We start from the raw sequence: 12489 nt of genomic DNA, 5'->3' as shown, positions 1-12489 counted from the left end.
CAGCGCGTCCATGATCGCGATCGGCCGCGCGCCCATCGTGAACACGTCGCGCAGGATGCCGCCCACGCCGGTGGCGGCACCCTGGTAGGGCTCGATGAACGACGGGTGATTGTGGCTCTCGATCTTGAACACGCAGGCGAGGCCGCCGCCGATGTCGATGACGCCGGCATTCTCGCCCGGCCCCTGGATCACCCACGGCGCCTTGGTCGGCAGGGTCTTCAGGTGCAGGCGGCTCGACTTGTACGAGCAGTGCTCGTTCCACATGGCCGAGAAAATGCCGAGTTCGGTGAAGGTCGGCTCGCGCCCGATCAGGTCGAGGATGCGCTGATACTCGTCCGGCTTCAGGCCGTGGCCCGCCACGAGCTCCGGCGTGATCTTCGGTTCGTTCGCGCTCATGCCGCTTCCGTTTCCAGCCGTCGGGATCGAAGCGATGCACTTAGACGCCGAGGTGCCGTTTCGCAACGGCGAAGGCCGGTTTTGTCGGCCCTTTCCTCAGGCCGGCACGCGATTTGAAGCCATGAGCCCAGGACGGCGGCCGGACGGGGCCGATGTCCCGGAGCGAAACACATGGCCAGCCTTCTGTCCCGATTCCGCCGCGAGACCCGTGCCAATGTGGCCGTGATCTTCTCGCTGGCGCTGGTTCCCCTCTTCGCCATGGTCGGCGGCGCGGTCGACTATTCCCGCGCGACCAAGGTTCAGGCGAGGCTTCAGGCCGCGCTCGACGCCGCTTCGCTGGCCGTCGCCAAGGATTCCCGGCGGCTCGGCGCCGCCGACCTTCAGGCCGCCGCCAACCGCGCCTTCGCCGGCAATTTCACCGCCGATGGCGACACGCAGCTGAACGCGCTGCGCCTCACCAAGGACGGCAACACCATCCGCCTCGAGATCGACGGTCGGGTGCTGACCTCCGTCTCCACTGCTGTCGGCATCGACTCGATCCCGGTCTACGTCGTCTCGCAGACGACCTGGAACGAGCCGCGTATCGAGATCGCCCTCGTCCTCGACAATACCGGTTCGATGGGCTGGAGCGGCAAGATGGAGGCGCTCAAGAGGGCCGCGCGCGACCTGATCGACGAGCTGGAGGCGACCCGCGTCTCCACCGATCAGGTCAAGATCGGCATCGTGCCCTTCGATACGCAGGTGAATATCGGCACCGCCTTCCGCGACGAGAACTGGCTGCGCTTCGACGGCACGGGCCTGTCGTCCTCCGTCGTCACCACCCGCGCCGCCTGGCAGGGCTGCGTCACCGACCGCGACCAGCCGGCCGACACCAACGATGCCGCGCCGACCAGCGATCCGACCCGCTACCGGGGCGTCAAATGCGCCACCGGGTCGCTCGCGGCCGTTCAGCCGATGACCACCAATTTCGCGACGCTGCGCACGACGCTCAGTGCCATGCAGCCCTCCGGCAACACCAACCTGACCATCGGCGTGCAGACGGGCCTTGCCGTCATGTCATCGGGCGTGCCGTTCAGCCAGACAGGCACCCAGCCGGACATCCTCCGCTACATGATCGTGCTGACCGACGGCGACAACACCCAGAGCCGCTATTCGACCAGTTCGTCGCAGATCGACGCGCGCTCGACCATGGCCTGCAACGCGGTCAAGGCGGCGGGCATCACCGTGTTCACGGTGCGCGTCATCGAGGGCAACCAGACGCTGCTGCGCAACTGCGCCTCGGACCCGTCCATGTACTTCAACGTGACGAGCTCAAGCGGCATCGGCGACGCCTTCAAGGCGATCACCAGCATGATCAAGCGGATGCGCCTGTCGGTGTGAGATGTGACGCTTAGCGCTGCGTCGTGAGCTCGATCACTGCCGTCGAGCCGAGAACCTTCTCCCCTTGCGGGAGAAGGTGGCGCCGTCAGGCGCCGCATGAGGGGAGAGCCGATGCGCTCTGGTGCCCCTCACCCGCCCTCTCCCACAAGGGGAGAGGGTTCATGGAATCCCTCACGCCGTCTCCAGCGCCTCGGCGATGCTCTCGAACAGCGCCCGGCCATCCGTTGAGCCGATGGCCGGATCGACATGGTTCTCGGGGTGCGGCATCATGCCGAGCACCCGGCCGTTATCCGAGACGATGCCGGCAATGGCGTTCAGCGCGCCGTTGATATTGGCCGCCTGCGTGACGGTGCCGGCCGCGTCGCAATAGCGGAACAGCACCCGGCCATCGCCCTCGAGCCGCTTCAGCGTCTCCTCGTCGGCGACATAATTGCCCTCGCCATGCGCCACCGGCACCTCGATCACCGCGCCGGCATTGTAGCGGCGGGTGAACGGCGAATTGGAGCTTTCCACCCGCAGGTGGACGTTGCGCGCGATGAACTTCAGCTGCGAATTGCGCATCAGCACACCGGGCAGCAGACCCGCCTCGCAGAGGATCTGGAAGCCGTTGCAGACGCCGAGCACCAGCCCGCCGCGCTCGGCATGCCGGCGTACGGCGTCCATGATCGCGGCGCGCGCGGCAATGGCTCCGCAGCGCAGGTAATCGCCGTAGGAGAAGCCGCCGGGCAGGACGACGAGATCGGTTCCGGCCGGCAGCTCGGTATCGGCGTGCCAGACGAGCGCCGGCTTCACGCCGGAAGTCAGTTCCAGCGCGTAGGCGATGTCGCGCTCGCGGTTGGAACCCGGAAAGACGAGGACGGCGGCCTTCATCGCGTCTCTCCCGGCTCAGAGCAGCTCGATGCGGTAGTTCTCGACCACCGTATTGGCGAGCAGCTTGTCGCAGGCCGCCTTGATCGCGACTTCAGCGGCGGCCTTGTCGTTGCCGGAAAGCTCGAGGTCGAAGACCTTGCCCTGGCGGACCGAGCCGATGCCATCGACGCCGAGGCTCTTCAGGGCGCCTTCGATGGCCTTGCCCTGAGGATCGAGAACGCCATTCTTCAGCGTGACCGTGACGCGGGCCTTCATGGCTTGCAGCTCTCCAGGCGGGATCGGCGGGATGGCGTCCGTCTAGACCGCCCGGAGCCGGCGATCAATGGAGGAAACGCGCAAAGCCCATGATTCACTGGGTCGGAGGCTTGCCGCCGATATGGCCCGACAGCATGACCATCGGCAGGAAGGTCTGGAGATTGGCCCGCGCCGCCGCGTGGTCGGGCGCCGTCGAGACGATGGAGAAATGCCGCGTGCCGTCCGAGACGATGCTCGTGGCCATGACCTCGCGTCGTCCATCGGCAAATGCAATGGCCTTGACGACGGTCTGGGAACGCTGGCCCGCCGTGTCGTTCTCGCTGGCATCGACTGTTTCGACCCGCGCGATGCGGCCCTGACTTGCCGCGATCATCCGCTGGTTGACCAGTTCGTGCTGGGCGCGGAAGGCGGCGAGCGACGCGAATTGGACGCGCTCCTGCGGCCTGTAGCTGACCGTCGAACCCGGCGCGCAGGTCGCTCCGCCGCAACGGTAGTAGATCGTGCCGGTCGCGGCGGTGGAGCGCTCCCAGCCGCTGACCTCGATCGCGACGCCCTGCGCTCGGGCGGGCGCGAGGCCGGGCAGCGCGGCAAGTGCGGCAATGGCGACCAGGACGAACATGCGGCGGCGCATGGGCACCTCTCTGCGAAGGAACTGCCACAGCCCTAGGCGCCTCGTGTGTCGGTTTGTCGGCGCGCGAAACGCGGGCCATTGCGTCGGCATCGGAGATCGTCAGGAGGATGCCCCTGCGTCAGCTCGGCCTGCGCATTCCCCACGCGGATTCGGGATCCGGCTCCACGATCTGCAACAGCGGCGCGGGCCTGTCGTCGGCCAGCACGGCGATGTCGTCGAGCAAGGCGCGAATGGCCTTCCTGGGGTCCCCGTCGAACTCGGCGAGCACCGCCTCGACCTCGTCGTCGCCCTGCCAGCCGTCGATGATTTCCTGAGTAGCAGCCATGGGAATTGTCTCCTCAACTCCTGACACTCTACAGCCAGTACTGCCAAGGCATGGCAGCAGGATGGCAGCAAATGGCCGCGCATGGCTTTTAATCGCCGTGCCGAGGGAGACCTTCCCGAGCAGCGAGGTGGCGACCGGGGCCAGCGACGGCCGCGATCCCCGATACCGGGTTGCGGCAAACGCTAGAGATTGGCCTCGGCGGCCGAACGGGCGGCGGCTTCGACCTGCGCGGCGCGCGGCCCGACGACGACCACCACCCTCAGGCCCCCTGCCCGCTGGCGACCGAACACGACGGCATGGGCGTCGCGCGTCCTGTCGCCGGCGCGGCGCATGGCCATGGCGAAGCCCGGGAACTGGCGGTGGCGGATCGAACGGACGGATGCCGCCGCCTGGCGCGGCATGCGTTGCATCGCGATTGCGGCAGGTGCCCGTCTCAGCGCAGCGGCGGCCAGCGCCCGCCGCCGGCGATTGCCTTCCTCGAACCGCGTGACGAGCGAGGTCGGCGCGGCGAGCGAACGAGCGAGCGCCCGCGCTTCAGCGCCGCGAAGGTCGATCACCGCCACGGCGATCTGGCTGGGGCAGGCTGAGTCGGCGCAGACGCCGACCGAAACCGGCGTCACCGTCTCGCGCGTGATCCACGCGCCGACCGGCACGAAGATCCAGGGATTGTCGGGGGATTGCCCGCCTGTTTCGGCGCGGCTCGCAAGGCCGTCCACGGCAACGGGCATGTAGGCGCAGGAAGCCAGCATGACGGTGGCGAAGACCGCGAGGAAGCCGGCGCGCAGCAATTGCCACGTGTCGGCCGCCGCCGATGGCTCACAACGTCCGGCGCGACCGTTGTCCCGCCCCGCCGGATCGTCGTTCTGCGCGTGCACGGCTGCCGCCCTGCCTCGGCAGGATTACTGGACGAGGACCGGCCCGGTCGGGCGCTCGTTCTCGCCCATCACGCCGAGCCGGCGCGCGACCTCGGTATAGGCCTCGATCAGGCCGCCCATGTCCTTGCGGAAGCGGTCCTTGTCCATCTTGTCGTTCGACTTGATGTCCCAGAGCCGGCACGAATCCGGGGAGATTTCATCGGCGACGACGATACGCATGACGTCGTTCTCCCAGAGCCGGCCGCATTCCATCTTGAAATCGACGAGCCGGATGCCGGCGCCGAGGAACAGGCCCGACAGGAAGTCGTTGACGCGGATCGCCAGCGCGATGATGTCGTCGATCTCCTGCGGCGTCGCCCAGCCGAAAGCCGTGACGTGCTCTTCCGAGACCATCGGATCGTTGAGCGCATCGTTCTTGTAGTAGAACTCGATGATCGAGCGCGGCAGCTGCGTGCCCTCCTCGATGCCGAGACGCGTCGACAGCGAGCCGGCGGCGACGTTGCGCACCACCACTTCGAGCGGAATGATCTCGACCTCGCGGATGAGCTGCTCGCGCATGTTCATCCGGCGGATGAAATGCGTGGGAACGCCGATATCGTTGAGCTTCAGGAAGATGTACTCGGAGATACGGTTGTTGAGCACGCCCTTGCCGTCGATCACCTCGTGCTTCTTGGCGTTGAAGGCGGTCGCGTCGTCCTTGAAATGCTGGATCAGGGTTCCCGGCTCCGGACCTTCATAGAGGACCTTGGCCTTGCCTTCGTAGATGCGGCGTCGGCGGCTCATGGGAATATACCGTGTCTTGAGGAAATCCATCTCTCACCAGGGTTCCGGGTTGCCGGTCTCCGGCGACGGCGCAGACGGGCGATCATCGCACGCGTCATGGCCGACCATCGTGGCAGAGACAGAATCGCGCGCGCGGACGCCTTTGCCCGCACCTGTCTTCCTATCCGATCGTTCGCCATTGCACAATGAAGCCGCGAGGGGCCGAAATCGCGTCGCTGCGACGCCTTTGCACTCGCCAAGGTGGGGGCTGGCCGCCTATATGCAAGCCTGCCGGGACCTTCCCGAACAGGCTTCAACGGTCCAGACGGGCCAGCGAATAGGACAGGACGAGACGCGGATGAGCACCTTCGACAAGCGCGAGGAAGGGTTCGAGAAGAAGTTCGCCCATGACGAGGAGCTGCGCTTCAAGGCGACCGCTCGCCGCAACAAGCTGCTGGGCCTCTGGGCGGCCGGCAAGCTCGGCAAGACCGGCGAGGACGCCGAGGCCTATGCCAAGTCGGTCGTCATGTCGGACTTCGAGGAAGCAGGCGATCACGACGTGCTGCGCAAGGTGAAGGGCGACTTCGAGGCCGCCGGCGTCGACCAGTCCGAGCACCAGATCCGCCGGACCATGGACGAACTGATGGCAACCGCCATCGACCAGATCAAGGCGGGCTGATCCGCCATCCGGGCGACGGCGGGGCCACCCCCGCCGTCCCTCTGAGCCTCAGGCGGCGCGCCGGGGCAGCGGACCGACATAGCGCGACTGCGGCCGGATCAGCCGGCCGGTTTGCTCCTGCTCCATCACGTGGGCGGCCCAGCCGGCGACCCTGCCGGCGGCGAAGACCGCTGTGAAGGCCTCGCGCGGCAGTTCCAGCGCCTCCAGCACCAGCGCCGTATAGAATTCGACATTGGTCTGCAGCGGCTTGGTCTGCTTGCGGGCCTTGAGCAGGTCGAGCGCCGCCGCCTCCACCGCCTCCGCGAGACGGACGCGGTTGCTGCCGCCCTTGAGGCTGGCCGCCACCGCCTTCAACACGTCGGCGCGCGGGTCGCGCACCTTATAGACGCGGTGGCCGAAGCCCATCAGCCGCTCGCCGCGGTCGAGCGCATCGCCCAGCCAGGCGCCGGCAGCCGCCTCGGTGCCGATGGCGTCGAACATGTCGAGCACCGGCCCCGGCGCACCGCCATGCAGCGGACCCTTCAGCGCGCAGAGCCCCGCCACCACCGATGAGGCCATGCCGGCGCGGGTCGCGGCCACGACGCGCGCCGCGAAGGTCGACGCGTTGAGCCCGTGGTCGATGACGGTGACCATGTAGGTGTCGAGCGCCCGCGCATGGGCGGCCGGCACAGCCTCACCCCTGGCCATCCGCAGGAAATCCTCGGCCTGACTGAGCGTCGCATCCGGCGGGAGCGGTGCGAACCCCCGGCCCTGCCGGACGATGGCGGCCGCGAAGACCGGCACCGCCGCCGTCGCCAGCACATGCGCAGGAACCGGCGAGGCGTCCGGCAGCGCCGCCAGCATCAGCCTCAGCCCCTCCACCGGCGACAGCGCCCTTGCCTGCGGCAGCAGCGCCAGCGCCGTGTCGAACGCCGCGACCCGCGCCCGCCCGAGACCGGCCTTCACCGCCGCCTCATTATCCTCGGCGGCAAAGCCGCTCCACAACAGGCCGGCGACGGCCTCGTAGCTCCAGCGGCCGGCGAGTTCGTCGAGGTCGTAGCCGCGGATGATCAGGCGGCCCGCCTCGCCATCGACATGGCTCAGGACGGTTTCGGCGGCGACGACATCGTCAAGGCCGGGAGAACTGATCGCTGGCGGGCTGATCGCAGATGACATGACTTCACTCCTTCATTGTCGCCTTGATCTTGATGTGTGATAGTTGATCGTCAATCTTGATTCATATGATCAATATGAAAAGCACCGCTGCCCATATCGATGCCCCCGAAGCGGCGCAGCGCCTCGGCATCAGTCGCGCGACGCTCTACGCCTATGTCAGCCGCGGCCTCGTCCGCGCTGTCGCGGATACCGACGATCCCCGCCGCAGCCTCTACAACGCCGCCGACATCGCAGCTCTCGCCGACCGCAAGACCCGCAGCCGCAAGCCGGAATCGGTCGCCAATGCGACGCTTGATTTCGGCCTGCCGGTGCTCGCCTCCGGGATCACCAGCATCGCCGACGGTCGCCTCGCCTATCGCGGGCGCGATGCGACCGATGTCGCCGCCACCGCGAGCCTCGAGGATGCCGCCCGCCTGCTCTGGGATTGCGGCGCGGACGATCCGTTCGCCGATCCCGCCCCCGAGATCGACCCGGTCTGGCCAGAACTTGCCGGCGGCCTCGCGCGCCTGTCGGTCTTCGAGCGGTCGGCGGCGCTGCTGCCGCTCGTGCGCGACGCGACCCAGATCACATGGCAGCGCGAGACACGGCGGCTCTGGCCCAGCGGCGCGGCGCTGGTTCGCGCGATCGCGGCGGCGGCGACAGGACGCCTGCCTTCCTCCGAACCGGTTCATCGCCAGCTCGGCGCGGCATGGGGAATCGATGCGGCGGGCGCGGACACATTGCGGACGGCGCTGGTCCTGCTGGCCGACCACGAGCTCAATGCCTCGACCTTCGCCGTCAGGGTGGTCGCCTCGACCGGCGCCTCGCTCGCCTCGGCCCTGTCCGCCGGCCTCGGCGCACTGAGCGGGCCGCTGCATGGCGGCCAGACCAGCCTCGTCGAGGCCCTGTTCGAGGAGGCGGAGCGTGCCGGCGACGCTGCGGCGCTGATCGACCGCCGGCTCTGGCGCGGAGACCGCCTGCCCGGCTTCGACCACCCGCTCTATCCCGAAGGCGACCCGCGCGCGTCCGCCCTGCTCGCGCGATTGCCCGCCGATCCCCTGCGCGCCGACCTCATCGCGGCGATGGATCGCCTTGGCAAGCGGCCGAACGTCGATTTTGCCACCGTCTCGATGCGCCGCTCGCTCGGCCTGCCGCAAGGCTCGGCGCTCGCTGTCTTCGCGGTCGGCCGTTCCGTCGGCTGGATCGCCCACGCGCTGGAACAGCGCGCCACGGGCAAGCTCATCCGCCCCCGCGCGCGCTATGACGGGCGCCCGGAATGACGGGCTTCAGCGGTAGACGAAAACGGGGTCGCCGAGATCGATCGCCGGAAAGGCATCCTTGTCGGCCCAGTAATCCTGGCTGTGCTGCCAGTCGGGACCGGGGCCGGCCTTGGGCAGCAGGTGCATCCCGCGCTGGAGATAGCCGGGATTGAAGTTCTCCTCGTCCACCCATGGCATGCGCGGCGCTCCCGCCTCGTCGGGCCGCAGGGCCGCCTCGACGGCCGAAACACCCTTCGCTTGCATGTGGGGCAGCAGGCGGCAGACGAAATCCGCGACGAGATCGGTCCGCAGGGTCCAGCTCGCGCGGAAATAGCCGAACACCCAGACGAGGTTCGGGACGCCGGTGAACATCATGCCGCGATAGGTGACGGTATCGGCGAAATCGACCGCCTTGCCATCCACCGAGAACGGAATGTCGCCCATCACGCTGAGATGGAAGCCCGTTGCGGTGACCACGACATCCGCTTCAAGCTCGTCCCCCGAACCAAGCCGGATGCCTGTCGGCGTGAACCGGTCGATCGTGTCGGTGACGACGGAGGCCTCGCCGCGTTTCACCGCCTCGAACAGGTCGGCGTCCGGCACGAAGGCGATGCGCTGCCGCCAGGGCCGGTAGCGCGGCGTGAAATGGGCATCGACGTCGTAGTCCGGTCCCATGATCGTGCGGATCGCGCCGATCAGTTCGGCCTTGACCTTGTCCGGCTTCGCGAAGGTCTGCCGGGTGAAGGCGTCCTGATCGAACAGGATCTTCCGTCGGACGATTTCATGGATCCAGGCCTCGTCGATGGCCAGTTCGCGCAGCGTCTCAGCGAGATCGATGGCGTTGCGGCCGGTGCGGAAATAGGTCGGCGAGCGCTGGAGCATGGTGACGTGGGCGCATTTTCCGGCGATGGCGGGCAGCAGCGTCGCGGCGGTCGCGCCGGAGCCGATCACCACGACGCGCTTGGCCGTCACGTCGAGCTCCTCGGGCCACGTCTGCGGATGCACGATGCTGCCGCCGAATTCGTCCATGCCCGGCCATTCCGGCGCATAGCCCTCATCGTGGCGGTAATAGCCCTGGCACATCCACAGGAAGCCGGCGGTGAAGCGCACGCTCTCGCCGGTGTCGAGCCGCTCGGCGATGACCGTCCAGCGCTTTTCCGCGCTGGACCAGTCCGCCGAGACGACGCGGTGGTGGTAGCGGATGTGGCTGTCGAGCCCCGCCTCCGCGATGATCTCGCCCATATAGGCCTTGATCTCCGCCGCCGTGGCGATGGGCGGCCCGGTCCAGGGCTTGAAACTGTAGCCATAGGTGTGCAGGTCGCTGTCCGAGCGGATGCCGGGATAGCGATGGGTGACCCAGGTGCCGCCGAACGTGCCGAGCGTCTCCAGCACGACGAAGCGCGCATCCGGCAGGCGCTTCTGCAATTGCCAGGCGCTGCCGATGCCTGAGACCCCCGCCCCGACGATCAGAACGTCCACATGCTCTGGGGAATCCGGGGCGGTGGGCGGGCGACGGGCGGCGTCTGTCATGCGGCGCGGGCTCCGGGAACGGCCGGGGCAGCATAGGCAGATGGCGGGGAAAGCCATATCGGCGGAACGGGCGATGGAGCGCCGCGCAGGAGCCCTGCGGCCGGCCACCTTGCCGAAGCGCCCTCGCACCGGGCATGTCAACGGCCCGCCTCCGGCTCCCCGAGAGACCCGCCCCGTGACCGATACGGCCGAAAAGGCGCCCGCCGATGCCGTTGCCGCCCGCGCGATCAGCGCCTCCGGCCCGCTCGTCGGCTTTGCCTGCGGCGCGGGCGCCGCGCTGATCTGGGGCGTGCAGGCCGTGGTGTCGCGCCAGTCGGCCATCGACGGGCTGACGGCGGCGGACGTCACCGTCCTGCGCTTCCTCACCGCCTCCTTCACCCTCCTGCCGCTCGCGCTGCTGCGGCTGAAGCCCTTTCCGGTCGGCCGGCTCGGCTGGCGGCGGGGGCTGACGCTCACCCTGTTCGCCGGTGCGCCCTTCAGCCTCGTTCTCGTCGGCGGCTCGACTTTCGCGCCTGCCCTGCATACGGCGGTGATCGGTCCGGGCCTGATCCCGGTCGTGTCGGTCGCCCTCGCCTATGCGGTGCTGGGCGAGCGGCCGCCGGCCATGCGCCTGGCCGGCCTCGCCATGATCGTCAGCGGCATCGGCCTGTTCTTCTGGCATGCGGCCTCCGCCGCCCCGGCTGGCGACGGCGTCTGGCGCGGCGACCTCCTGTTCGTGCTGGCGGCCGTGATGTGGGCGCTATTCGGCACATTCGCGCGCAAGTGGCAGGCCGACGCCTTCGACGTGACCATCACGCTGTCGATGCTGTCGGTGCTGGTCATGCCGCTGCTGGTGCTGGCCGTGCCGCTCCGCATGGGTTCGGCAGCCCTTGGCGCCATCGTCCTGCAGGCGCTCTATCAGGGCCTGCTCGCCGGTGTCGTCTCGGTGTTCTTCTACGCCAAGGCCAATGCCATTCTCGGCTCGGCCCGCGCGGCGCTGTTCCTGCCGCTGGTGCCGATCGTCACGCTCACGGCCGGCGCGGTCCTGCTCGGCGAATATCCGTCATGGCCGGAGATCGCCGGCATGGCCATCGTCATGGCCGGCATGACCGTGGCGCTCCGGGCCGATAGACCAGCATAACTCAGCCCGCCGCCAGTTCTTGCTCCAGCACATCCAGGGCTGCGGGGGGATCGGCTTCCACCGCCCGCGCCTCCATGACGATGATCCGGTAGCCGCGCTCGGCAAGCCAGTGGCGCTTCTCCGTGCGCCGCTCGGCCGCGTCGTCGCCTTGCGTATGCGGCTCGAAATCGACCACCACGCGCAGCGGGAACGACACGAGGTCAGCGACATGTGGGCCGATGGGCACGGCGCGCTTGAAACCACGACCGGCGAAGCGCCGGTCCTTGGTCATGACGTCCCACAGTGCCCGCTCGGCCTCGGTCGGGTTGCGGCGGATGAGCCGGGAAATGCCGCGCACCGGCGCGGTGCCGCCCGTCAGGCCTTTTGTGGAATCGGCAAGGAAGTTGCGCAGCGCCTCGGCGCCCTCGGCGGTAAAGGTGCCGCCCCGCGCCGGGCCTTTGGCGCCCTCCGCGATCGAGGTGATGACGCCATGCAGCGTCGCCACGTCCTGACGGGTCGGGTCCATGCGCTGGAAGATGTTGCGCAGGTTGATGACCATGCCCTCGCGCTTCTCCGGCGGGCGGAAGAACTCGACGCGGTCGAGCTCGCGCTCCAGCGTCTCGAAGAGAGCGAGCATCTGCGCCTTGCTGGCGGGCTCGGAACGCTCCTCGGCGACGTGCGGCAGCGCCGCGTCGTGGGCCTGGCTGAACCACTCGTAGCCGAGCACCAGAACGGCCTGCGCGAGGTTCAGCGAGGAAAAGGCCGGATTGACCGGATAGGTCAGGATCGCGTTGGCGAGCGCGACTTCGCCAGCCAGCAGGCCGTTCCTCTCGCGGCCGAAGACGACGCCGACCGCCTCGCCCGCCGCGACCTTCGGCACCAGCGCGCCGACCGCCTCGCGGGGGCCGACCACCGGCTTCACCTGATCGTGCGGCCTGGCGGTGGCGGCATAGGTGAAGGTCAGGTCCGCGATGGCCTCCTCCAGCGTCGCGAACAGTTCGGCCTCGTCGAGAATGCGGTTCGCACCGGAGGCGGCCGGATAGGCACGCGCGTTCGGCCAGCCGTCGCGGGGGCTGACGAGGCGCATGCGGGTCAGGCCGAAATTCGCCATGGCGCGCGCCGTGGTGCCGATATTCTCGGCCATCTGCGGCTCGACGAGGATGACGATGGGGCTGCCCTTCATCTGCGCGGGCTGGGTGATATCGACGGACATGGGCTCGAAAATGTTGGCTGGCCCGCCTGATCGGGCGCGCTCTGACGGAGTGGGCGAACCCTCTATCGGGAAATGACCTCC

General features: G+C 68.5%; 14 protein-coding genes. 4 read left to right on the top strand and 10 right to left on the bottom strand.

What is annotated here, in order from left to right:
• On the bottom strand, window positions 1-396 hold a 396-nt coding region (locus JNK84_RS18735; protein WP_293426592.1), incomplete at its 3' end, for an AIR synthase related protein.
• Between the two features lie 171 nt (window positions 397-567).
• Here JNK84_RS18735 and JNK84_RS18730 point away from each other — a divergent pair.
• Window positions 568-1776, top strand: coding sequence for a pilus assembly protein (locus JNK84_RS18730; protein WP_293426590.1), 1209 nt, complete (start codon window positions 568-570; stop codon window positions 1774-1776).
• A gap of 171 nt (window positions 1777-1947) precedes the next feature.
• Here the strand turns inward: JNK84_RS18730 and purQ are convergent, their stop codons facing one another.
• The 6 genes from purQ to purC form a co-directional block, all read right to left on the bottom strand.
• Window positions 1948-2646: a phosphoribosylformylglycinamidine synthase subunit PurQ gene (purQ, locus tag JNK84_RS18725; protein ID WP_293426588.1), complete on the bottom strand. Its 699-nt coding sequence runs from the start codon at window positions 2644-2646 to the stop codon at window positions 1948-1950.
• Window positions 2647-2661: 15 nt separating this feature from the next.
• Window positions 2662-2901, bottom strand: a complete 240-nt coding sequence (gene purS, locus JNK84_RS18720; protein ID WP_293426585.1) for a phosphoribosylformylglycinamidine synthase subunit PurS — start codon at window positions 2899-2901, stop codon at window positions 2662-2664.
• Window positions 2902-2995: 94 nt separating this feature from the next.
• On the bottom strand, window positions 2996-3532 hold the full coding sequence (locus JNK84_RS18715; protein ID WP_293426582.1) for a hypothetical protein: 537 nt from the start codon (window positions 3530-3532) through the stop codon (window positions 2996-2998).
• A gap of 118 nt (window positions 3533-3650) precedes the next feature.
• The gene (locus JNK84_RS18710) at window positions 3651-3857 is read right to left on the bottom strand and encodes a hypothetical protein (protein ID WP_293426579.1); all 207 of its coding nucleotides are present in this window, start codon (window positions 3855-3857) and stop codon (window positions 3651-3653) included.
• A 182-nt stretch (window positions 3858-4039) separates the two neighbouring features.
• Window positions 4040-4732 (bottom strand): hypothetical protein, encoded by a 693-nt coding sequence (locus tag JNK84_RS18705; RefSeq protein ID WP_293426576.1) that lies wholly within the window; start codon window positions 4730-4732, stop codon window positions 4040-4042.
• A 24-nt stretch (window positions 4733-4756) separates the two neighbouring features.
• Window positions 4757-5545, bottom strand: coding sequence for a phosphoribosylaminoimidazolesuccinocarboxamide synthase (gene purC, locus JNK84_RS18700; RefSeq protein ID WP_293426573.1), 789 nt, complete (start codon window positions 5543-5545; stop codon window positions 4757-4759).
• A 307-nt stretch (window positions 5546-5852) separates the two neighbouring features.
• On the opposite strand from purC, the gene JNK84_RS18695 reads away from it, so the two are divergent.
• A complete protein-coding gene (locus JNK84_RS18695) occupies window positions 5853-6173 on the top strand; it encodes a DUF1476 domain-containing protein (RefSeq protein ID WP_293426570.1) in 321 nt (106 codons plus the stop codon).
• A 48-nt stretch (window positions 6174-6221) separates the two neighbouring features.
• Here the strand turns inward: JNK84_RS18695 and JNK84_RS18690 are convergent, their stop codons facing one another.
• The gene (locus JNK84_RS18690) at window positions 6222-7328 is read right to left on the bottom strand and encodes a citrate synthase (RefSeq protein ID WP_293426567.1); all 1107 of its coding nucleotides are present in this window, start codon (window positions 7326-7328) and stop codon (window positions 6222-6224) included.
• Window positions 7329-7402: 74 nt separating this feature from the next.
• Here JNK84_RS18690 and JNK84_RS18685 point away from each other — a divergent pair, with 74 nt between their 5' ends.
• A complete protein-coding gene (locus JNK84_RS18685; protein WP_293426564.1) occupies window positions 7403-8587 on the top strand; it encodes a citrate/2-methylcitrate synthase in 1185 nt (394 codons plus the stop codon).
• A gap of 6 nt (window positions 8588-8593) precedes the next feature.
• On the opposite strand, the gene JNK84_RS18680 is transcribed toward JNK84_RS18685, so the two are convergent.
• A complete protein-coding gene (locus JNK84_RS18680) occupies window positions 8594-10096 on the bottom strand; it encodes a flavin-containing monooxygenase (protein WP_293426561.1) in 1503 nt (500 codons plus the stop codon).
• A gap of 175 nt (window positions 10097-10271) precedes the next feature.
• Between JNK84_RS18680 and JNK84_RS18675 the strand changes: the two genes are divergently transcribed.
• On the top strand, window positions 10272-11216 hold the full coding sequence (locus JNK84_RS18675; protein ID WP_293426558.1) for a DMT family transporter: 945 nt from the start codon (window positions 10272-10274) through the stop codon (window positions 11214-11216).
• A gap of 1 nt (window position 11217) precedes the next feature.
• Here JNK84_RS18675 and JNK84_RS18670 read toward each other — a convergent pair whose 3' ends face one another.
• Window positions 11218-12408, bottom strand: coding sequence for a TrmJ/YjtD family RNA methyltransferase (locus JNK84_RS18670; RefSeq protein ID WP_293426555.1), 1191 nt, complete (start codon window positions 12406-12408; stop codon window positions 11218-11220).
• Window positions 12409-12489 lie beyond the last annotated feature (81 nt).

It is taken from the genome of Phreatobacter sp., from assembly GCF_016793595.1.
In the GTDB taxonomy this organism is placed as follows: domain Bacteria; phylum Pseudomonadota; class Alphaproteobacteria; order Rhizobiales; family Phreatobacteraceae; genus Phreatobacter.
The sequence above is the reverse complement of the archived record's forward strand: the minus strand, read 5'-3'. Positions and strand labels throughout refer to the sequence as shown.

Coding starts and splice junctions, on each gene's coding strand:
- JNK84_RS18730 (WP_293426590.1), top strand. CDS start 568: ATGGCCAGCCTTCTGTCCCGATTCCGCCGCGAGACCCGTGCCAATGTG.
- JNK84_RS18715 (WP_293426582.1), bottom strand. CDS start 3,532: ATGCGCCGCCGCATGTTCGTCCTGGTCGCCATTGCCGCACTTGCCGCG.
- JNK84_RS18670 (WP_293426555.1), bottom strand. CDS start 12,408: ATGTCCGTCGATATCACCCAGCCCGCGCAGATGAAGGGCAGCCCCATC.
- purC (WP_293426573.1), bottom strand. CDS start 5,545: ATGGATTTCCTCAAGACACGGTATATTCCCATGAGCCGCCGACGCCGC.
- JNK84_RS18690 (WP_293426567.1), bottom strand. CDS start 7,328: ATGTCATCTGCGATCAGCCCGCCAGCGATCAGTTCTCCCGGCCTTGAC.
- purQ (WP_293426588.1), bottom strand. CDS start 2,646: ATGAAGGCCGCCGTCCTCGTCTTTCCGGGTTCCAACCGCGAGCGCGAC.
- JNK84_RS18710 (WP_293426579.1), bottom strand. CDS start 3,857: ATGGCTGCTACTCAGGAAATCATCGACGGCTGGCAGGGCGACGACGAG.
- JNK84_RS18695 (WP_293426570.1), top strand. CDS start 5,853: ATGAGCACCTTCGACAAGCGCGAGGAAGGGTTCGAGAAGAAGTTCGCC.
- purS (WP_293426585.1), bottom strand. CDS start 2,901: ATGAAGGCCCGCGTCACGGTCACGCTGAAGAATGGCGTTCTCGATCCT.
- JNK84_RS18685 (WP_293426564.1), top strand. CDS start 7,403: ATGAAAAGCACCGCTGCCCATATCGATGCCCCCGAAGCGGCGCAGCGC.
- JNK84_RS18680 (WP_293426561.1), bottom strand. CDS start 10,096: ATGACAGACGCCGCCCGTCGCCCGCCCACCGCCCCGGATTCCCCAGAG.